The sequence below is a fragment of the Bradyrhizobium sp. 6(2017) genome, assembly GCF_011058295.2.
Classification (GTDB): Bacteria; Pseudomonadota; Alphaproteobacteria; order Rhizobiales; family Xanthobacteraceae; genus Bradyrhizobium; species Bradyrhizobium septentrionale.
This window is the reverse complement of sequence record NZ_CP049289.2, coordinates 2,789,633-2,808,580: the sequence shown is the minus strand read 5'-3', so window position 1 is coordinate 2,808,580 and position 18,948 is coordinate 2,789,633. Positions and strand designations below refer to the sequence as shown.

General features: G+C 58.6%; 17 protein-coding genes and 4 pseudogenes. 10 read left to right on the top strand and 11 right to left on the bottom strand.

What is annotated here, in order from left to right; genetic code table 11:
* Positions 1-115 precede the first annotated feature (115 nt).
* The 3 genes from G6P99_RS13280 to G6P99_RS13270 all read left to right on the top strand — a co-directional run bounded on the left by G6P99_RS13280 (position 116) and on the right by G6P99_RS13270 (position 3,262).
* Positions 116-1,042: a formylglycine-generating enzyme family protein gene (locus tag G6P99_RS13280; RefSeq protein ID WP_165128415.1), complete on the top strand. Its 927-nt coding sequence runs from the start codon at positions 116-118 to the stop codon at positions 1,040-1,042.
* 128 nt (positions 1,043-1,170) lie between these two features.
* Positions 1,171-2,844: an arylsulfatase gene (locus G6P99_RS13275; RefSeq protein ID WP_029084452.1), complete on the top strand. Its 1,674-nt coding sequence runs from the start codon at positions 1,171-1,173 to the stop codon at positions 2,842-2,844.
* Positions 2,845-3,052: 208 nt separating this feature from the next.
* A complete protein-coding gene (locus tag G6P99_RS13270; protein WP_029084451.1) occupies positions 3,053-3,262 on the top strand; it encodes a hypothetical protein in 210 nt (69 codons plus the stop codon).
* An 841-nt stretch (positions 3,263-4,103) separates the two neighbouring features.
* Here the strand turns inward: G6P99_RS13270 and G6P99_RS13265 are convergent.
* From G6P99_RS13265 to G6P99_RS13250, 4 genes are all read right to left on the bottom strand, one after another.
* Positions 4,104-4,352: a hypothetical protein gene (locus G6P99_RS13265; protein WP_084518706.1), complete on the bottom strand. Its 249-nt coding sequence runs from the start codon at positions 4,350-4,352 to the stop codon at positions 4,104-4,106.
* A 111-nt stretch (positions 4,353-4,463) separates the two neighbouring features.
* A complete protein-coding gene (locus G6P99_RS13260) occupies positions 4,464-4,721 on the bottom strand; it encodes a hypothetical protein (protein ID WP_165128413.1) in 258 nt (85 codons plus the stop codon).
* Positions 4,722-5,051: 330 nt separating this feature from the next.
* On the bottom strand, positions 5,052-5,243 hold the full coding sequence (locus tag G6P99_RS13255) for a hypothetical protein (protein WP_029084449.1): 192 nt from the start codon (positions 5,241-5,243) through the stop codon (positions 5,052-5,054).
* A 178-nt stretch (positions 5,244-5,421) separates the two neighbouring features.
* Positions 5,422-5,640 (bottom strand): hypothetical protein, encoded by a 219-nt coding sequence (locus G6P99_RS13250; protein ID WP_035978034.1) that lies wholly within the window; start codon positions 5,638-5,640, stop codon positions 5,422-5,424.
* A 264-nt stretch (positions 5,641-5,904) separates the two neighbouring features.
* Here G6P99_RS13250 and G6P99_RS13245 point away from each other — a divergent pair, with 264 nt between their 5' ends.
* Complete coding sequence (locus G6P99_RS13245) at positions 5,905-6,120, top strand: hypothetical protein (RefSeq protein WP_165123031.1); 216 nt, start codon at positions 5,905-5,907, stop codon at positions 6,118-6,120.
* A 139-nt stretch (positions 6,121-6,259) separates the two neighbouring features.
* Here the strand turns inward: G6P99_RS13245 and G6P99_RS13240 are convergent.
* Positions 6,260-6,925, bottom strand: a pseudogene (locus G6P99_RS13240) (PAS domain S-box protein); the annotation flags it as partial.
* 176 nt (positions 6,926-7,101) lie between these two features.
* Here G6P99_RS13240 and G6P99_RS13235 point away from each other — a divergent pair.
* Together G6P99_RS13235 and G6P99_RS13230 are read left to right on the top strand one after the other, a co-directional pair.
* Positions 7,102-9,201 carry a carbon starvation CstA family protein gene (locus tag G6P99_RS13235; RefSeq protein WP_165128411.1) on the top strand — a complete coding sequence of 700 codons (2,100 nt, stop codon included), beginning with the start codon at positions 7,102-7,104 and terminating at the stop codon, positions 9,199-9,201.
* A gap of 5 nt (positions 9,202-9,206) precedes the next feature.
* Positions 9,207-9,434, top strand: a complete 228-nt coding sequence (locus G6P99_RS13230; protein WP_165128409.1) for a YbdD/YjiX family protein — start codon at positions 9,207-9,209, stop codon at positions 9,432-9,434.
* Positions 9,435-9,823: 389 nt separating this feature from the next.
* On the opposite strand, the pseudogene G6P99_RS13225 reads toward G6P99_RS13230, so the two are convergent.
* Positions 9,824-10,202: pseudogene (locus G6P99_RS13225) on the bottom strand (LysR substrate-binding domain-containing protein); the annotation flags it as partial.
* A 420-nt stretch (positions 10,203-10,622) separates the two neighbouring features.
* Between G6P99_RS13225 and G6P99_RS13220 the strand changes: the two are divergent.
* Positions 10,623-11,354 carry a DUF3750 domain-containing protein gene (locus G6P99_RS13220; RefSeq protein ID WP_165128407.1) on the top strand — a complete coding sequence of 244 codons (732 nt, stop codon included), beginning with the start codon at positions 10,623-10,625 and terminating at the stop codon, positions 11,352-11,354.
* Positions 11,355-11,480: 126 nt separating this feature from the next.
* Here G6P99_RS13220 and G6P99_RS47640 read toward each other — a convergent pair whose 3' ends face one another.
* From G6P99_RS47640 to G6P99_RS13210, 3 genes and pseudogenes are all read right to left on the bottom strand, one after another.
* Positions 11,481-12,398, bottom strand: coding sequence for a sensor histidine kinase (locus tag G6P99_RS47640; RefSeq protein ID WP_246709866.1), 918 nt, complete (start codon positions 12,396-12,398; stop codon positions 11,481-11,483).
* Between the two features lie 54 nt (positions 12,399-12,452).
* Positions 12,453-13,253, bottom strand: a pseudogene (locus G6P99_RS47635) (PAS domain-containing protein); the annotation flags it as partial.
* A 285-nt stretch (positions 13,254-13,538) separates the two neighbouring features.
* Positions 13,539-14,404: pseudogene (locus tag G6P99_RS13210) on the bottom strand (transglutaminase family protein).
* Positions 14,405-14,547: 143 nt separating this feature from the next.
* Between G6P99_RS13210 and G6P99_RS13205 the strand changes: the two are divergent.
* Positions 14,548-15,414 (top strand): transglutaminase-like domain-containing protein, encoded by an 867-nt coding sequence (locus tag G6P99_RS13205; RefSeq protein WP_165128403.1) that lies wholly within the window; start codon positions 14,548-14,550, stop codon positions 15,412-15,414.
* A gap of 501 nt (positions 15,415-15,915) precedes the next feature.
* Positions 15,916-16,647: a hypothetical protein gene (locus tag G6P99_RS13200; protein ID WP_165128401.1), complete on the top strand. Its 732-nt coding sequence runs from the start codon at positions 15,916-15,918 to the stop codon at positions 16,645-16,647.
* On the opposite strand, the gene G6P99_RS13195 is transcribed toward G6P99_RS13200, so the two are convergent.
* Complete coding sequence (locus G6P99_RS13195) at positions 16,568-17,077, bottom strand: hypothetical protein (protein WP_029085166.1); 510 nt, start codon at positions 17,075-17,077, stop codon at positions 16,568-16,570. The genes G6P99_RS13200 and G6P99_RS13195 overlap by 80 nt on opposite strands.
* 223 nt (positions 17,078-17,300) lie before the next feature.
* Entirely contained in the window at positions 17,301-17,525 is a 225-nt protein-coding gene (locus G6P99_RS13190; RefSeq protein WP_029085167.1) for a hypothetical protein, read from the bottom strand.
* Positions 17,526-17,791: 266 nt separating this feature from the next.
* On the opposite strand from G6P99_RS13190, the gene G6P99_RS13185 reads away from it, so the two are divergent.
* Positions 17,792-18,925 carry a glycosyltransferase family 4 protein gene (locus G6P99_RS13185; protein ID WP_165128399.1) on the top strand — a complete coding sequence of 378 codons (1,134 nt, stop codon included), beginning with the start codon at positions 17,792-17,794 and terminating at the stop codon, positions 18,923-18,925.
* The last annotated feature ends 23 nt before the right edge of the window (positions 18,926-18,948 follow it).

The following is an 18,948-nucleotide window of genomic DNA, read 5'->3' as shown; positions in this document are numbered from 1 at the left end:
TCAGAATGCGCGTCGCGTGCATCGGTGGGGAGGTAACGGATTGATGACAGCGCACCCTGCGACCAAGCTTGCGTCCGCTGTCACCATCTGTGACGGTCCTTTAGACATCGATAAAATGATCTGGATACCCGGCGGCACCTTTCGCATGGGATCGGACAGGCATTATCCCGAAGAAGCTCCGGCGCACCGCGTCACCGTGGACGGTTTCTGGATGGACCGCTATCCGGTGACAAACCGGCAATTCAAGGAGTTCGTGAAGGCTACCGACCACGTTACACTCGCCGAAATCGCGCCCGACCCGAAGGACTATCCCGGAATACTCCCGCACATGGTCTATGCCGGTTCGCTGATGTTCTCGCGGCCCAACCATCCGGTCAGCCTGCACGACTTCAGCCAGTGGTGGACGTTCGCCAAGGGCGCTGACTGGCGACACCCCTACGGCCCGGGCAGCAACATTCGTGGATTGGACGACCATCCTGTCGTGCATGTCGCGTTCAACGACGCCCTCGCCTACGCGAAATGGATCGGCAAGGATTTGCCGACCGAAGCGGAATGGGAATTTGCAGCGCGTGGCGGGCTCGAGGACGCGGAATTTGCGTGGGGCGATGAATTCACGCCGGCCGGCCGTCACATGGCAAACACCTGGCAGGGAGAATTCCCTCGCCAGAATGCGAATGCCGATGGCTTCGAGCGCACCTCGCCGGTCAGTGCATTCCCTCCGAACGGCTACGGGTTGCACGACATGATCGGCAACGTCTGGGAGTGGACGGCCGACTGGTATTCACCGAAGCATCAGGCGGATGCGCCGAAGGCCTGCTGCATTCCGCAGAACCCGCGTGGCGGCCGCGAGACCGACAGTTACGACCCCAGAACGACCAATGTGAAAATTCCACGAAAGGTGATCAAAGGCGGCTCGCATTTGTGCGCGCCGAACTACTGCCGGCGATACCGGCCGGCAGCGCGCCACGCGGAGCCGGTCGATACTTCCACCAGTCACCTCGGCTTTCGATGCATCAGGCGAGGAGCGACTGAAGCATCATAAAAAAGGAGAGCGAAGCCATGTTGAGTACCGTATTCGCTGCCAAGCGGCCATTTATTGCGACGCCGCCACGCAAGACGCGTTGTTTGCTCAAGCAGTCCTTTGCCACGCTGCTCGGCGCGACGATGTTGATGTCGCTGTCCGGGCCGGCCACCACACCGGCTGTGGCCCAAGCGCCGGCGAAGCCGAACATCCTCTTCATCATGGGCGACGATATTGGCCTGTTCCAGCCGAGCATCTACCACCGCGGATTTATGGTCGGGGAGACGCCCAATATCGATCGCATCGGCAACGAAGGCGCGACCTTTATGACTTATTACGCCGAGCAAAGCTGCACGGCTGGGCGTACGGCCTTCATCACCGGCATGCAGCCGGTTCGCGTTGGAATGGTCTTGCCGGAAATTCCCGGCAGCCCGTCCTATCTGCGGCCCGGGACGCCGACGCTCGCCAAGTTCCTGCTCGATCTCGGCTACAACACCGGCGAGTTCGGCAAGAACCACTTGGGCGACCACGCCGACTCTCTGCCCACCGCGCACGGCTTCCAGGAATTCTGGGGCTATCTGTATCACCTCGACGCCATGCAAGGTGTGAGTTTCCCCGACATCAACAAGACGCCGACCCAGCAGGGCCTCGCGCCGCCATGCAAGAACACCCCGGTCCCCGGCCTGCCCGAGGTTCTTGGCTCCGTGGATCCCAAGACCACGGTCTGCCTGACACCACCGCGTCCGGTGCTCGCGTGCACGTCATCCGACGGCACTGGCGCTAAACAAACGTGCAAGGACGAAGGTCCGCTGACCCTCGATCGTTCGAAGACGGTGGACGAAGAAATCTCGGCAAAGGTCGTCGACTTCCTCGACCGCAACGATCCGAAGAAGACTAACAAGCCGTTCTTCGCCTGGTACAACCCGGCGCGCATGCACATCACGACCGTGCTGTCGGACAAGTACCAGGCCATGGTGGGCCAGCCAGGCGGCAAGGACTGGGGTGTCAACGAAGCCGGCATGAAGCAGATGGATGACAACATCGGCGTGGTGCTGAAGAAGCTCGAAGACATGGGCCAGGCCAACAACACAATCGTGGTGTTCACCACCGACAACGGCGCCGAGACTATCACCTTCCCGGACGGCGGCACAACTCCGTTCAAGGGTGGCAAGCTGAGCACCTGGGAAGGCGGCATGCGCGCTCCGGCCGTCATCCGCTGGCCCGGCGTCATCAAGCCAGGCACCATCAAGAACGAAATGTTTGCCTCCCTCGACTGGCTACCGACGTTCGTGGAGATCGCCGGCGGGCCCAAGGGCGACGGACTGAAGCAACGGCTCGAGGCCGGTGAGTACCCCGGGCTCGTCAAGACGACGCTCGATGGCGTGAACCAGATCGACTATCTTACCGGCAAATCCGAGAAGTCGGCACGCGACCATTTCCTCTATTACTCCGGCAAGGAGCCATCGGCAGTCCGCTACCAGAACTGGAAGATGTACTTTGCAATGGTGTCAGACGCGCCCTCGGGCTTCATTTCCGGTGTGCTGCCCTACCACTGGACACAGGTCGTCAACATCAAACGCGATCCCTTCGAGACCTCCGTTGGTTCACAGCAGAAGACGCTGTTCGGTATGGGCGGGGCGATTGCTTCTCCGTCTACCGCCTATGTCTATGACTGGAACATGCTGCCTATCGGCCAGCAGTTGTGGCTGATGCACCTCGAGACCTACATCAAATTCCCGCCGCTCCAAGATCCAGCCAGCTACAACCTAGAACAGGTCATGCAGCAGGTTCGGGAAATGAAGACGGCCGGTCGCAGCGACTAACTGCGCGCGACAGGCCGCAGTGCAGAACAAGAGAAGAAGCGGCCGGCCCGAAAAGGGCCGGCCGCTTGTGCTTGGATGACCCGCGTTGCCCAATGTGGGTCCGACGTGCCGCCTTGGCAATTCGGTGGAAGCGACCTCAGTGGCAATCAGGAGCGTCACTTAGGCGCCGATTTGGTCGCGCAACATCAGCGACACCAGCCAGGAGATCTTGGTCGTCCAGGACTTCAACACGGGCGGAGTGAACGACTTCGTCAGCTTCGCGGGTACATCGCTGCATTCGTTCGCCGATGTTCAGGCAGCTGAATTCTATGATACCAGGATCAACACCACGATCATCACCGACGCCGCGGGCAGCGCGGTCTGGCTGATCGGGGTCGCGCCGGCACAGCTCGATGCGAGCATGTTCAAGTTTGCCTAAAGGAAACCGGGTGACTCTTCGAATCCAAGACGGCTGACATGTTCGCGGGTTCCTTGGACGCCTGCATTCCACGACTTCACGGTCGCCGGAGATTGCACGGTGTTCCGTGGCTGAACAGCCGGTTTGCACAATCAACCTGGCAGGAGGGTCCACGACGGGCAGCTTAGGGGCGATGATTCTGTCCGCCGCCACACGAAGGGCGCCGGCAAGTTTCGACCGGTTCAGTTAAGCGCAACGACATCCACTGGCTCCGAGGCATTCATTATGGGCTAGGAGGCCGCGTAGAGCCGACTTGGCACCTCGGGCGTCAAATACTCGCCTCCAGGCGTATCTCTGCTCCACGCGGCCTCGCAGGCGCAGGGCGCTTCCGCCAGCGGACGACGAATGGTCCCAGGCCAGTCTGCTCCATCTGAGCGATTGCGACCTAGGTAAGATCAACGCAGTCTCTAGCGGGCATGCGACGTGCCAAATCGACCTGATCAAGATTGGAAGGCTCGAGTCGACGGTTTCGAGGCTCGCCGCAGACCTGGCAACGACCAACTTCGTCGACATCGATCTCAAGCGCTGATGTTTCGAAATCGTGACGCTGCTCTAGATCACCGCCGAATATCTATCTGGCTGAAACCTGTGTGGTAGTCGCGGCGCCGCGCCATCTGCAGGCTTGTTGCATCCCGGGCAGTGCGCGCCGGCACCGCCGCATGTGCAGGCCGTTCTCAAGGTCGCCGTCCTGTGGACGGCGAAGCGCCTTGATTCTTGCTCATAGGGCTTCGCCTAGCTGTCTTCCTGATAGTCAGGCACAAATCGCGCCTGCCATGAGATCAGGCCGCGACGCCTGAGGTCGTTATTGATCTGGATCAACTTGGCCGCGCGGTTCAAGCCACGCTGGAATTTCTACCGATGGGATTGACACTCTCGGCAGGTGCGGAATGATGGTTCCGGCAGTGACGATCAAACCGTCGTTGAATTTTGTTCGCGCAAAATCCTTAGCTTCTGCCTCTGTTGCGAACGTCTTAGTTAAGCGCGGATGTCGCCGCCTTGACAGCGTGCCATCTGTCGGAACTTCAAAAGTGACATACCAAGTGTGGTTCATGCCGCGATGCCACCACCCAGTGTCGGTCGCCTAGCCTCCGCACCGGGACGATAAAAAGCCTCTGCCGGGAAACGGTGACGATCGTGTCTCCGTGACTTGCAAACGAGTACTTTACCGCCGCGCCCCAACGCGATTGACGCCACCGTTTGCATTGCCACCGGCGTTATAACGGACCGCAGCGCGCGCCACCGGACGAGGCCGTAGCACGACGCCAGCCCGGGCAACGCAACCCACCGGATATTCAACGTACTGGCAGTACACGACCGCCTTGGCTGGCGCTGGATTGAGGGTGGCGCCTGCAAGCCCCAACAGGGCGCTAGCAGCAATCCCGGCAACTGTCGCTGACTTGATCGAAAGACGCGGATGCATGGCGGACCTCCCTCGCGCTTGCGTCACCGAAAGGTGACGGGAGCCGCCTAGGTGCGGCTGACATAGCGTGAGCGCCAAAGAATCGCTGACGTTGACCTAGATCAACGGAGGGTCTGTGCGCTGGCGCGGCTTGCCCGGTGTTCCTGTCGGCCTGTCGCTTCCCCGCGTGCTGTGCGCCTTCCTACTGCCCCTGACGCCTGCGTGCCCGTCGGTTGCCGCTCCCCTTGTACTGCCTGTCGTGGTGACGCGGTCACAGTGATGGGCGCGCAGCTCTCGATGTCGCTTGCTCGATGTGATGGGCGTTGCTCGTTGCTTGTCGTTCTCAGTCGATTATCGACCGCGTTTTGTCGCGTCCTCAAAAGCGCACCACCAACCAGCGCACAAGGCACCATGCAGGTTCTCAGGCAAGTCCTGATGCAGGTCCATCAATGCTTCGATGGAAGCGATGTAGCCTTGTTGCCAAGCGTCCTTCTCGTCATCGGTTCTAAATTCGTCCTTTCGCATCTGCATCTGACGGTTCATCTTGGATTATGCCCTGTTCAGCGGTCCCGCTCTGGGCGGATAATTTGGTGAAGTCTGGTGTTGACGCTGGCGATGGTGAGGGCGCGCCTCGTCGCGCATCCCTAATGCGACGCGACGAGTTGCCCGAAACGTCGTGCTTGGTGCGGATAGCGGTAATCGCAAAATTTGGGAGGTGGCCTTACCGAAGGCCAGTCCGGGCCACGGCCATTTTTGCGATCTCTCGCGGCTCGCGAACGCCTATCGCGCCGACCTCGACAACCTTACGAGCGACCATGTCGCAAAGTGGGTCGTTACGATCAACCACGCCCAGCAAGTTGAGAGCTTGGTTGAAGGCCGTGTCCAAAAGCTCGATTTCTTCCGGCGTGCGCTCGTCTTTCAATAACCTTTTGATTGGCATTGTCCCGCCCTCAGCCGACGCAGCAATCCAAGCCCTTATAGCACTGGAACTCTGTTCATGGCCGGAGATACTACGGAAGGAACGCTGACCCGTCACGAACGCGGCTGACGTCAATCGCGCCCGCAATTGAGGACATTTGCAGCCGCGCAATCTCGGCTTAATTTTATGCCACTCGGTACACAAAGGTGCGCTGCGATGTCTGCTAGTCTAGGAACCACACTTTAGCGCGCCGAATTATTTGTAGGTCATCCAACGGAGAGACCAATGAAGAAATTTGTCGCCGTTACTCTTACGCTTATGTGCGGTTCGGCCTTTGCTCAGAACACCGGCCCCGCTCCACAGACCGGGATGGAGAAGCCCGGACTGACGAACGGTGCCAAGCCAGATGGTTCGATGGATACGACCGGCATGAGCGCGACCAAGGGAAATATCAAAAGGGACAAGGACGGTGCACCGGCCCCGAAGGACGAGAAGAAGTAGTCCCGAGAACGGATTGAGACGTTTACTTTCGGGGACGCGCGGGCAGTATTTTTCCCAGTATCAGCGCGTCCCAGAAACGTTCTAACCGTCACCTACGAACCGGCATGTAGGCGAAGAATATGTCCTTTGACCCGATCTGGGCGATCGATGATGTCAGTTGGCCCATCGTCGCGACGCGGTTGGCGTGCTCGAGCTCCAGTTGCGTCTCACGGTAGCGCCGCTCGCTTTCACGTGCTTCTGCCTCCGCGAGCTTGCGCTCAGTCAAATCAAGTACGAAGGCAACTCCATGATCTTGCTGTTCGTCGAACGCGGCCGAGCCGACCAGCACAGGCACACGGCTGCCGTCCCTGCGCAAGTACTCCTTTTCATAAGGTTGGACCGCGCCAGGCGTGTCTGTGCCAACTAGGGAGCGCGCGGGACTGGGCCGCCATTCCGACGGCGTCAAGTCAGCCAAGCGCATGTTACCGGCGGCGATATCCACTCGGTCGTATCCGATCATCTTGAGGAACGCGTCGTTGGCTTCGATGATTTCACCCTTCCGACTCGAGATGAAAATCCCGATGATGTTAGCATCGACCAGTCGCCTGATTTTCGCCTCGCGCTCTGCGGCGTCGCTGTACGACCGGGCGTTCTCCAGCGCGATTGCCGCCTGTGAGGCGAGCAGCTTCAGCACCGCGATCCGCCCCGGCGTGAACACATGCGACGCCAGACTGTTTTCGAGGTACAGTACGCCGATCAGCTCAGCCTGTTTCAGCAACGGCAGGCAAAGAAGCGACCGTGCCTGTTTGAGGCCTATATATTCATCTTAGAAGAGGCGATGACATCCGAGGCTTCATGCGCTATCGTTGCAGGCCAACATTTAAGAATTGCGACTCCACTTCGACCGCAGGCAAGTAAGGCCAGAGTGTTCGCGGGCGACCGAAACGCAATCGAAATATCTGCTCGGGCGTGAACTCCGAGACGCATGGGAGGAAACGAACCATGTTGGATGCAAAGGCGGAAAGCCGCAATCGCCTCGATAACTGGCTTGTCTGGACGGCGGTCTCGGTTCTCGGGGCCTTCGCTCTCGCGATGGTCGCGCTCGTGCGCGGGGAGCATGTGAGCGCGCTCTGGATGGTGGTGGCGGCCATCGCGGTCTATCTGATCGCCTATCGCTATTATAGCCTGTTCATCGCCCGCACGGTGCTTCAGCTCGACCCCAATCGGCCGACGCCGGCGCACCGTCACAACGACGGGCTAGATTACGTTCCAACGAACAAATACGTGCTGTTCGGCCACCATTTTGCGGCCATCGCCGGCGCGGGCCCGCTCGTCGGCCCCGTGCTTGCCGCACAGATGGGTTACCTGCCCGGCATGCTGTGGATTCTCACAGGCGTCGTGCTCGCGGGCGCGGTGCAGGATTTCATGGTCCTGTTCGTTTCGATGCGACGCGACGGGCGGTCGCTCGGCGACCTCGTGCGTTCGGAACTCGGACCCGTGCCCGGGGTCATCGCGCTGATCGGCACTTTTCTGATCATGATCATCATTCTCGCCGTGCTCGCCCTCATCGTGGTCAAGGCTCTAGCCGACAGCCCATGGGGCATGTTCACCGTCGCGATGACAATTCCGATCGCCATCTTGATGGGCGTCTACATGCGCTTCATCCGGCCCGGCGCCGTGGGTGAGGCCTCGGCCTTCGGCGTCGTCGGACTGATGGCCGCCATCATCCTGGGCGCGAACGTCGCGGAAAGCCCAACCTGGTCGGCCGCGTTCACGTTTTCGCCGACGCAATTGTGCTGGCTCTTGATCGTCTATGGCTTCGTCGCCTCTACCCTGCCGGTCTGGCTGCTACTCGCACCACGCGACTATCTTTCGACGTTCCTCAAAATCGGTGCGATCGTCGCTCTGGCGCTCGGGATTCTCTTTGTGGCGCCCGACCTCAGAATGCCGGCGGTTACGCGCTTCGTCGACGGAACCGGCCCAGTCTGGTCGGGGAGCCTGTTCCCATTCCTATTCATCACCATCGCCTGCGGCGCCGTTTCCGGCTTCCACAGCCTGATCTCGTCCGGCACCACGCCCAAGCTGATCGACAACGAAGTGCAGGCGCGTTTCATCGGCTATGGTGGCATGCTGATGGAAAGCTTCGTCGCAATCATGGCGCTGGTGTCGGCCTCCATAATCGATCCCGGCGTTTATTTTACCATGAACAGCCCGGCCGCTGCGATCGGAACGACGGCCGAAAGCGCCGCCGCCAAGGTGAGCGAGTGGGGCTTTGCGATCACGCCCGAGCAGATCAAGCAAGCGGCGGTTGATGTCGGTGAGAAGACGATCATCTCGCGCGCCGGCGGCGCGCCGACGCTTGCCGTCGGCATGGCCCAGATTTTCTCCAACCTGGTGGGCGGGAAGGCGATGATGGCCTTCTGGTATCATTTCGCCATTCTGTTCGAGGCGCTTTTCATTCTCACCGCGGTTGACGCGGGGACACGCGCCGGGCGATTCATGCTGCAGGATCTCCTTGGCGTGTTCGCGCCAGGGATGCGCAATATCGCATCGATCCCGGGCAACGTCATCGCCACGGGCCTATGCGTCGCGTTCTGGGGATATTTCCTCTATCAAGGCGTCACCGACCCGCTCGGCGGCGTCAACACGCTGTGGCCGCTGTTTGGAATCTCCAACCAGATGCTCGCGGCCATCGCGCTGATGCTGTGCACGGTCGTGCTATTCAAGATGAAGCGCGAGCGTTACGCCTTCGTCACGTTGCTTCCCACGGCATGGCTCGTGATCTGTACGCTCACGGCAGGCTTGCAGAAAGTCTTCGACAGTGCGCCGAGTATCGGCTTCCTCGCGCACGCCAACATATTCCGCGCGGCGGCGGACGCGGGAAAGGTGCTGGCTCCGGCCAAGAACCTCGACGAAATGAGGCAGATCGTGCTGAACGATACGATCGATGCGGTCATGGCCTTTATCTTCGTGCTGCTCGTCGCGAGCATGATATACTTCGGTGTTCGCGCCTGCATAGAGGCATGGCGCTCGAGCGCCTGGACCGCGCGTGAGCTACCGGAAGCGACGAACGGACCCCAGGTCGCGGTCCCGGCGGAGTGAAGCAGATGAAACAGGCCCCGACGACGAATCTCAAAGACGCGCTTGCCGCCTTCGGCAAGTGCGTATGCGACGGCGCGCGACTGATGATCGGTGTGCCAGACTACGAAACCTATGTGGCACACATGCGCCGCAACCATCCCGAGCAACCGGTCAGGAGCTACGCCGAGTTTTTCCGGGAGCGGCAGTCGGCGCGATACGGCGCCGGATCGACGCGCGGTTTTCGCTGTTGCTGAGCGAGCGTTTGGTGTTTAACTTTCGATCGTGAAGACTGGAAGTCGGCCCGAGCTTCAGCCTCTCAAGAAACCCTAAGTCTCGACCCTGAAAACGGACATCATTGGGTTGCTGAGTATGGCGCTCCGCAGCTTTTCGGCTAGGCGTGATGCAGTGCTATTCCCTGTTCCCGTCAAGAAACCCAATCGACCGGGACGTAGGTTGCGTGTCGGTCATCGTGTCATTAACAATAACCCGATATTCATTTCGTCCGTAACCAGCGATCGCCTTACCTAACCGCCGTGATTTCTTGAGAAGCCAACTCTGGACTATACGAGACAAGAGCTTTGCAAATCTGATCACTTTGGCGCGCCTGCAGTGCTCGTCTGCGCAAGCTCAGACGTGACCCAGTGAGAAAGCTTCGATCGAAACGCATTCCGTGAATGGCCGGCGACTCGAGTCCGTTCGCAGTGAACCATTGATGCCACTGCACTTGCTTCACATCCGAGCGGATTACCGTAGTACTTGGCCTAAAATATCCTTTGGCTTGCGGATCTTTTTACCGATCTCAGGGGTACAAAGCGGAGTGGCAGTTTCTTCGCCGAGCGGTATCACATCGACCCCCTCTCCACGCGGCTGACCGTAAACGATGTCGAGATCGAAATCGTCGTTTGTGAAGCGGGCGTATTCGGTATTGGCAGCCAGCCGCACTTCGAGTGTGGTTCGGCCGCGAAAAACTTGGCCAGCCGTGGGGCGAGCCATTGAGCCGCAAAGCTTGGCGCGCAATGCAACCCTCAGGAGCCGGGGTCAGCGACCCGAAACCTCCTTCGTCGATCGTGGCGATCAACGTACCCTGGACCAAGCGGCCGGCCGATAGCACACACATTGTTCCAGGCTCATCCGCAAAGGAGTCAGATCAGAAGGTGCTTCAGTCTTTGGCTCGGGTGCACGCTTGGCAGCGGGACCTCGCAAGCGGGCGTTTCGCGTCGGTCGAGGATCTGGCCGTCGCGGTAGGTCTCCATCTCAAGGTCATCCGTGGCGACTGCGGCTGGCCTTCCTCGCGCCAAGCACTCTGAAAGGCGTCCTCTACGGCGAAATCCCGCGACTTTGCGCGATCTGCGGAAGATACAGGCACTCAGCTGGCAAGGTCAAAAAGTGGAACTATATTGCGGTGGGCAGCTGCTGGTGGGCATGCGAGTTTGAGAAGATCCGTGATCGCTTTCTTACTGTTGGTATTTGTGCCGATCGGAATATCTGCCGGGCGTTACTATTGGTTCGCCGACACGCGAGGCAATTGGCAAACGGCGGATCGTTCAAGCGCTGGTCTTCTGCCCCCGGCGCCTTCCCATCCCGAAGCGTTGATCCGGGTATTTGCTGCACGGACCGTGCGGTGGCGCGGCATATTCGCAGTCCATACCTGGATCGTGGTCAAGGAAGCCGGTGCCAACAATTACAACCGATATGATTACACTGCATGGGGCGAGCCTATCCGCGTCAATGGCTTTGCGGCGGATGGTCGCTGGTTTGGCGCCGATCCAACGGTTGTCGTGGCCCTTGATGGTGAAAAGGCCGAACACCTCATTCCCAAGGTCCGCCAAGTCATCGAAGATTACAAATTCCGCGCCTACGGCGACTACAGCGCATGGCCGGGACCGAACTCGAACACGTTCGTTCAGGCAGCGCTTAATGCCGTTCCCGAACTCAATGCCGTCCTTCCACCGACGGCCATCGGAAAAGACTTTCCGTATCGGGGAAGCTGGGCTGGCTTGACCGCCTCAGGAACTGGACTGTACGCCACGCTTGCTGGCTATATTGGCATCACGATTGGCTGGGTTGAGGGCTTCGAAATCAACTTCTTCGGCGCAGTCGTCGGTTTCGACTTGCGGCGTCCAGCGCTCAAATTGCCTGGCGTCGGGCGGATCGGATTTGCCGCAGGAGCATAAGGCAAGCGTTTTCGTCTATCTGTTGTTATGGAATAACTCGGCCATTGACCGAAGGAAGCGACTTCAGGAGCAACTTCGTTCACGCGACTTGAGCCCGTCACCATCGCCTGGTCGGCAGAGGACAATCTAGCTTCGAATTCCCACAACTGAGCTATCGAGAGGGAGCGCTATCCGACAGAGCAGCCCTTCGGGCTCAAACTCGACGCTCACCTCCCCGTCAAGATCATGAGCGAGGGTACGTTCGAGCAGCGTAGAGCCAAAGCCGCGACGAGCCGGTGGAGAGACCGGGGGGCCGCCGCTTTCCCGCCAAACGATGCACAGTGGTGCCCGCGCATCATCGGCCTTACTCCAGTCGAGCCGCACGCGCCCCTCATCCTCGGACAGCGCGCCGTACTTCCGCGCGTTCGTACACAACTCGTGCAACGCCATCGCTATTGAAACAGCCTGTTTAGGCGCCAGCAAGACACTTGGTCCGGTGATCGATATCAGATCCGCGTTTGCCCCCTTGGTATCAAGCGTGACCTCGGCGAGTTGTCCCAGCGAGGCGTTCTCCCAATTTTTTTCCGTGAGCAGATCGTGTGCCTGCCCAAGTGCAATCAGCCGCCCCTCAAACGCATGTCGCGCCTCGACCGGATCGGCATTCTTCCTAAATGTCTGGTGCGCGATGGCCTGGACAATCGAAAGCGTGTTCTTGACCCGGTGGTTGAGCTCGTCGACAAGCAGGTCACGGGCCCTTTCAGCCTCGTCGCGCTCAGTGACGTCGACGTTTGCTCCAATCATTCCCACGAACTCGCCTGACGCTGAAAAGCGGGGATGAGCACGCGTATCGAGCATGCGATAGCGGCCTTTCGTATCGAGGTAACGGGCCTTCAGCTCGAAGCTGCAGCGCTTCTTGAGAGCGGAGGAGACCCCAACCACGGCCCCGCGGTCCTCCGGGTGCAATGTATCCACCCAATCGAATTCGTGGACGTTCTGTTCGGAAACGCCCCAGAACTCACGCAGCATTTGATTGAGATGAATGCACTTCCCGTTCGCGTCGCTCATCCAAATCATCACGGGCGCGTTCTCCACCATAAGCCGGAAACGCTCTTCGGATGCGCGAAGCTCAATCTCGGCCTGCTTTGCCGCGGTGATGTCGTGTGCCACGCCGATAAAGCCGACATGTTGTCCGTGTTCATCGAACCGGGGCTGAGACACCGCCTTGATCCATCTCCAATCCCCATTGGTTCGCAAGATCCTAATCTCGATCGCGAATAAGTCTTTGGGTAAAATAGGGCTCGCCGGCACAAGGGTTCGCAGCTGCTCAGCCTTCAGGATCCGCGCGGCATCTTCCGGGTGCACCCGAGAGCGCCAATCGAACCTCAACGCCTCCGCGTAGCTTAACTCAAAGAATTCCGTATAGGCCTGATTGACGAATGAGCGTTGGCCATCGAGTTTAGTGACCCACATCGGAATCGGCGCGCTATTGGCGATTGTTCGAAACCGCTCTTCGCTCTCCCGAAGCGCCTGTTCCGCGAATTTCGCGTCAGTCACGTCGAAATGCGCACCAATCAGGCGGATGGGCCGACCTTCGGCGTCACGGTCTATTTGAGCGGCAACGCGGACCCAGCGGGTCTGACCATCGCTAGGCCGAATGATGCGGTACTCGGCCGAGTAATCCAGGGCCGTACCCGCCAAAGCATCGAGAAATTGGCCTTCGGCGTGAGTTCGATCCTCGGGATGGATTCGCGCCACCCAATCCTCGTGAGATTCATTGGCCGCCGTCGGCGGCAGGCCGTGGATCTCTAAATATTCGGGCGACCGGCGATTTCTGAAGCCATCCCGAAGGTCGACCTCAACTCCGCCAACGCCAGCAATCTGGTGGATGAGGGCTAGCTCCGCTTCGCGCGCCTGCAATTGCCTAATCAGCTGGTGCACATCTGGTCCAGCATCTTGTGTAAAAGCGCTCAATTATAAGTCTCTTGCTAGGTTATTTCTTGGACCGATCAGCAATCTAAAACCTAACTAAACGCTCATTAAGATCACTGGTTCCAAGCACAGGCGGGGCGTTAGTCCGTTGAAATCTCAGTAGTGTCTACAGATTGCTAGATTTCCCGAGCTTCGCCCGAAAGGCGGTGCTCGTTTCGTTTGACGATTTGTCGCTGATCTGTCCGGGGGATAGGCGAGATGTAAGAGCCTGGGCCATCAGCCAGTCTTGACATTCACGGAGACCTCCATTCCCAACTCGTCCTCAGCGTCGCCCCAAAAGCTTCCTGAAAGTGGGACTGCTTGCGCAGGCGTCCGGGACACCCCGACCCTAATAAGATCGCGATTGCCTACAATGCCGTTTGTGGGATCGAACTCGACCCAACCCGACCCGGCACGTAGATCTGACACCAGGCGTGTGTTGAGCCGCCTCCGAGGCGCAGAGGGCCGTCCCGGTCGGGTACATAGACATAGCCAGTTACGAAGCGAGCCGCGAAACCAAGACTGCGAGCCGCTTCCATCATGAGAAGCGCAAAGTCTCGGCAAGTGCCTTCCTGCCTCATGATGGTTTCGGACGGTGCTTGCGTTCCGCGAGAGGATCGGCGCTTATAGGAAAAGCTCTGCGCCACGGCCTCATTCAAGGTCATCAGGAGCTTTCCCGTAGAGAGCGGCGCCGTTCGGGTTACAAACCTGTCCAGCCACGCGTCGATGGCCGCATCCGCATGGTGACGACGTATATAGGGGAGAAGATCGGGTAGCTCTTCTTCGTCGTAGTCAAAGGGGTGCGTTCTTGCATAGTCCTCGATGCGAAAGTCCGGCGCCTTCTCAGGTGTGTGATCAACGCGGATCTCAGTCTCGAAGCGCAGCAACGTCGTTTTGCTGTCAAAATCGAGGAGTGTCACGCAATTCCCAAAGGCGTCGTGGATCCATCGCGTTTCGACCGCCTCAGGTGAAACGGCGAGCCTGAAGCTAAGCAATCGCTGATCGAAGCTGTCCCGAGGCCGAAACAGAAGTTGATGCTGACCCGGTCGAGCGGGATTCTGATAACGGTATATCGTCGTGTGGTGGATAGTGAATATGGTCATATGAGCGCGCCGCCTACCGCACTCTAACTCAGCTTCTACCACCGGGAAGTCAGTTCGTTTGCCTTTATTTTCACCGTCTAAGAACGGGAACCTGGAGCCTTTGGCCGTTTTAATGCCTGCACGAATGTAACGAGGCAAGGATCATGGAAATCGAGGCTGGCTACGACTTAGCTTTCAACTGCGATCGAGACGTGCCGATGGTGCTCATGCTCAGCATCCACCCTTCCAGGCACCGTGACTTGCTGACCGAACACAAAATTCGCTTTTCCCCTAACGTTACTTATCGCAATTATCGGGACAGTTTTGGCAACGTGTGTACCCGTTTAAGGGCTCCGGCTGGCCTCGTTGAGATCCACAACCGCTTCATCATTTCAGACAGCGGACGACCGGATGATCTCGCGCCTGATGCGCCGCAAATCGGAGTAGATCATCTCCCAGATGACACGTTGATGTATGTGCTCGGCAGCCGCTATTGCGATACGCAGAAACTCAGCAGTTTTGCTTGGTCCCAATTCGGTAACATCGCTAGTGGCCGGCAACGGGTTCAAGCCATCTGTGATTATGTCCATGATCGGCTGGAGTTCGGATATCACCACGCTCGTTGCGATCGGACGGCGGCGGAAGGTCATGAAGAGTGCAGGGGCGTATGCCGAGATTTCGCCCATCTAGCGATCGCGCTTTGTCGGTGCATGAACATTCCCGCTCGATATTGCACCGGCTATCTCGGCGACATCGGCGTGCCAAAAGATCCAGCTCCAATGGACTTCAGCGCCTGGTTTGAAGTCTATCTCGGCGGACGCTGGTACACCTTCGACGCTCGGCACAATCACCCACGAATTGGTCGCATTGTCATTGCGCGAGGCCGCGATGCCGCCGACGTCGCCATTTCCATAGCATTCGGCCCTGCACGGCTGATCAACTTTTCCGTATTTACTGAAGAACGAATGGCCAGCCAAGAACTTGGGACCTGCAATCATGCAACCACGAACAGAGAAACGGCGTTTGCCTGATAGATGCGCTTAAATTGCAGCTTTGAAGTCTTCCAGCGCGTGCCGTCTTCAGCGACTGCATTCACCTCGCACCGCTGTACACCTGCTCTTTGGTCTGTCTGCTTGTTTTAGCGCTGCGCAATTGCGTGATCACAAGCCGACAGTTTTGGAAGGTTGCCCGATTGAGAATGACCATCCTCATTCCTGGAGGAGGCCACGATGACCGAGTTTTCTAGTGCCCCCGACGACGCTCGAAGTACGGTCCCTGCAACCAAGGGAATGACCGTCGGAGCGGCCGCCTCTCCGTCCCATGCACAATTTGTCGCTAGAGCTGCGGGTCGAAGGGGAAGCCGGGGCTTGGCGCCGTTTAACGTGACGGAACGACTGCTAAGTGCCTACTGCGCGCGATGGTCTGTTTGGTGGCTTCGTTCGAGCCCCCAAGGACTTGCGCCCGGTTCCCAATTTTCTAGCCGGCTTCCAGGAACACATCCTCCAGGCCCGCTTTGACCCGCCGGAGGTGTCATGCCCCGCGCGTGGAACACACCGATTTTCATGGTCGCGTTCGTCTACTTCGTCGCGGACGCCGTCTTTTCCTATGTCACACGGCCGATCACCGTTTGGATGGCCAGACAGAGGCTGCTGCAACGCGCGCGGCTTTGGGTTGCTTCGTTGCCGCCGTATCCTTCGCTTGTCCTTTTTGTGGTACCGATCATCATCCTTGAGCCGGCAAAACCTTTGAGCGGCTACTTGATCGGGACCGGGCATTTTTTCGCAGGAGCTGTCACTTTTATTGTGGCGGAAGTCTTGAAGCTTACCCTCGTGGAACGGCTGTTTCAGTTGAATAAAAAGAAGCTGCTGTCGATCCCATCATTTGCGTGGGGATATCGGTATTGGCGAGCTATGATGGATAAGGTCGAATCGCTCGCAGTCTGGAAGACGGCTAGAAGGGTGGCTGATCAGGCCGGGAAGGCGCTGCGTACAACTTTTCGCCGTGCCGAAGCGACCGCGCATGGAGGATTGATCGCTCGCGAGTTAGCTGAACGATCCCATGCTCGTGCTTCCATCGCCAGGGAAGCTGAAGAAGTTCACTCGCACAGAGAGGTCGGAATTAATAGGAGTGCCGCTAAACGCGAGATCACAAATCTTTTGGCCGCCAAAATCGAGCGCCAAAACTTTAGGAGGTCCATCGCTTGGTACTCAATTCAACGATCTCAGTCGAATGCTTCCGGAACATGGCGATCCGCTTGCTTGTGAAGTCTGCAACTAGACTGGGAAGTTCAAGGGGCGCCCTAATCGTCGCAAGCCTTTGCGCGAACTCAAAAGCAAATTGCATGTTGGCTTGTGTCATTTCCATTAGAATCGCTTGATAAGCTCGTATGTTTGTGTGGGCTGAGGAAAAGAAATCAATCTCTCTCTTTGAATCGTCCTCCGTCATCTGATTGAAGCCATCTTGTAAGGCCGGGTCCGGATTCTTAACAAGAAGCTGCGGATCATCAGAGAGGACGTCTACTTGTTGTGGGTCCTCATGACGCTTTGGTGGCGGTTCGGTCGAATCTGCGCTAGCGGAGCGCGGAACACTCGCTTTCGGGCTTCTGACAATAGCTTGGGCGGCCCGTTGGGCTTTTGCTGCTGTTCTCGGGCCGCGAGCCTGCTTTGACGCCATTGCCGACTTGCGCTTACTCATCTGACAACTCCAATGGATTATTGGTCGACCATAAGATAGTTGGACAGACGACAACAAATTGTGCGGAGCAACGTTCCGAAGGCCATCTCGCTGGAGCGTGCTGACCTTTGAGGCTATGTATCGTCTCGTCCGACGGAGATCAGTCCCGGCAAACCCCGAATTGCCGCGTGGCTCGTCATTTACGTGATGGGCGTGACTAAGACGACGCCGATCCCATTGGCAATCAGGTCTTGGCGTTCTCTTCCGCAAGCACCCGGTCGCGCAAGGCCGTTGGGCAGCGTTCGCCGCGCCGGCCAAGCTCGATAACTCTCGCCGCGATCGTCTCGCGAGCTCCGGCGTCTCCATTGATGTGAAGGGCGGCGCAGATTTCCTCACAGGCCAAGGACATCGCCTCAACATCGCTGGGCTCAAATGCCCCGGCGAATACGAATGGAAGGATGCCACCCATGCTAACTCCTCGGTTTACGCGACGCCTTTTGGTTCGACATTTGCCCCAGCAACCAAGTAAGCGCGCCTCTTGAGCGGGAGTCTGAGCTGTTTTGCTCACTCCGCGGCCGGCGAAACGTGCCAAAATCCCGTTGGAACCGGGCCGCTCCCTTCAAGTTCAATAGTGGTTAGTGCTGCCGACCACACCCAACGCGGTGGCCCAGCAATAACACGGCGGCCCCGCGGCCCGGCCTGGGGAACGGCCGGAACATACGGGCGGAGTTACATATGAAAATTGCGCAAATTGCTCCGCTTTTTGAAAGTGTGCCGCCGCGGCTCTACGGAGGGACTGAGCGGGTCGTTGCTTATCTGACCGAGGAGCTGGTACGGCAGGGGCATGACGTGACGCTGTTCGCGAGCGAAGATTCTATCACTTCCGCCGAACTCGTTCCCTGCACGCCTCGCGCGCTACGCCTCGATTCCTCCGTCCGTGACGCACTTCCCCATCACATGATCATGCTGGACAAGGTGCGCGAGCGCGTCGACGATTTTGACATTCTGCATTTTCACGTCGACTATTTGCACTTTCCGCTGTTCCAGTCTGAAAGCAATCGCGCGCTCACGACGCTCCACGGCAGACAGGACCTCGCCGATCACATGCCGTTCTACCGGCGATTTTCACACATGGCTCTAGCCTCAATCTCGAACGCGCAGCGCACGCCACTTCCGGGCGCAAACTTCGTTGGCACTGTCTACCACGGGCTGCCGCTCAACCTGCATACTCCCCGCTTCGACGGGCATGGCGGGTACCTGGCCTTTCTTGGGCGAATCTCGCCGGAGAAAAGGCCAGACCGAGCCATCCAGATTGCCCGCGCCGCGCGTCTTCCGCTGAAGATCGCCGCCAAAGTCGACAAGGCTGACGAAGCATACTTCCGGGATTTCATCGCGCCAATGCTCGACGGCGGCGGGATCGAGTTCATCGGTGAGATTAATGACAACACTAAAAGTGAATTCCTCGGCCGAGCCGCCGGGCTTCTTTTCCCGATCGACTGGCCTGAGCCTTTCGGCCTGGTGATGATTGAGGCGATGGCCTGTGGCACGCCGGTCCTGGCTTTCCGTTGCGGATCAGTGCCGGAAATCGTCGAAGACCGCCTAACTGGCAGAATCGTCTCGGACGTCGACGAAGCCGTGCGCGCGATTCCGGAATTGCTGGGGTTGGACCGGATAGCCATACGTCTTCGCTTCGAAGAGCGATTCTCCGCAGCGCGGATGGCTTCGCACTACGTCAAGATCTATCAGAAGATGCTGCGTGCGCGGGCCGCGTCCCAACTTCAGCTCTCCGCCCTGAAGGCAAGTTTTTCTGTCGCGAATGAACATGGCCTGGAGCCCGCCTCGTTCCCGGCTGTGGGCGAAGAGAACTGAGCTCACGCTTCCCCGATCAGGGC

What these genes read in the sequence shown, in the direction of transcription:
- G6P99_RS13280 (WP_165128415.1), top strand. Translation starts at nt 116, where the DNA reads ATGATCTGGATACCCGGCGGCACCTTTCGCATGGGATCGGACAGGCAT.
- G6P99_RS13275 (WP_029084452.1), top strand. Translation starts at nt 1,171, where the DNA reads ATGTCGCTGTCCGGGCCGGCCACCACACCGGCTGTGGCCCAAGCGCCG.
- G6P99_RS13265 (WP_084518706.1), bottom strand. Translation starts at nt 4,352, where the DNA reads ATGAACCACACTTGGTATGTCACTTTTGAAGTTCCGACAGATGGCACG.
- G6P99_RS13260 (WP_165128413.1), bottom strand. Translation starts at nt 4,721, where the DNA reads ATGCATCCGCGTCTTTCGATCAAGTCAGCGACAGTTGCCGGGATTGCT.
- G6P99_RS13255 (WP_029084449.1), bottom strand. Translation starts at nt 5,243, where the DNA reads ATGAACCGTCAGATGCAGATGCGAAAGGACGAATTTAGAACCGATGAC.
- G6P99_RS13250 (WP_035978034.1), bottom strand. Translation starts at nt 5,640, where the DNA reads ATGCCAATCAAAAGGTTATTGAAAGACGAGCGCACGCCGGAAGAAATC.
- G6P99_RS13245 (WP_165123031.1), top strand. Translation starts at nt 5,905, where the DNA reads ATGAAGAAATTTGTCGCCGTTACTCTTACGCTTATGTGCGGTTCGGCC.
- G6P99_RS13235 (WP_165128411.1), top strand. Translation starts at nt 7,102, where the DNA reads ATGTTGGATGCAAAGGCGGAAAGCCGCAATCGCCTCGATAACTGGCTT.
- G6P99_RS13230 (WP_165128409.1), top strand. Translation starts at nt 9,207, where the DNA reads ATGAAACAGGCCCCGACGACGAATCTCAAAGACGCGCTTGCCGCCTTC.
- G6P99_RS47640 (WP_246709866.1), bottom strand. Translation starts at nt 12,398, where the DNA reads ATGAGCGACGCGAACGGGAAGTGCATTCATCTCAATCAAATGCTGCGT.
- G6P99_RS13205 (WP_165128403.1), top strand. Translation starts at nt 14,548, where the DNA reads ATGGAAATCGAGGCTGGCTACGACTTAGCTTTCAACTGCGATCGAGAC.
- G6P99_RS13200 (WP_165128401.1), top strand. Translation starts at nt 15,916, where the DNA reads ATGCCCCGCGCGTGGAACACACCGATTTTCATGGTCGCGTTCGTCTAC.
- G6P99_RS13195 (WP_029085166.1), bottom strand. Translation starts at nt 17,077, where the DNA reads ATGAGTAAGCGCAAGTCGGCAATGGCGTCAAAGCAGGCTCGCGGCCCG.
- G6P99_RS13190 (WP_029085167.1), bottom strand. Translation starts at nt 17,525, where the DNA reads ATGGGTGGCATCCTTCCATTCGTATTCGCCGGGGCATTTGAGCCCAGC.
- G6P99_RS13185 (WP_165128399.1), top strand. Translation starts at nt 17,792, where the DNA reads ATGAAAATTGCGCAAATTGCTCCGCTTTTTGAAAGTGTGCCGCCGCGG.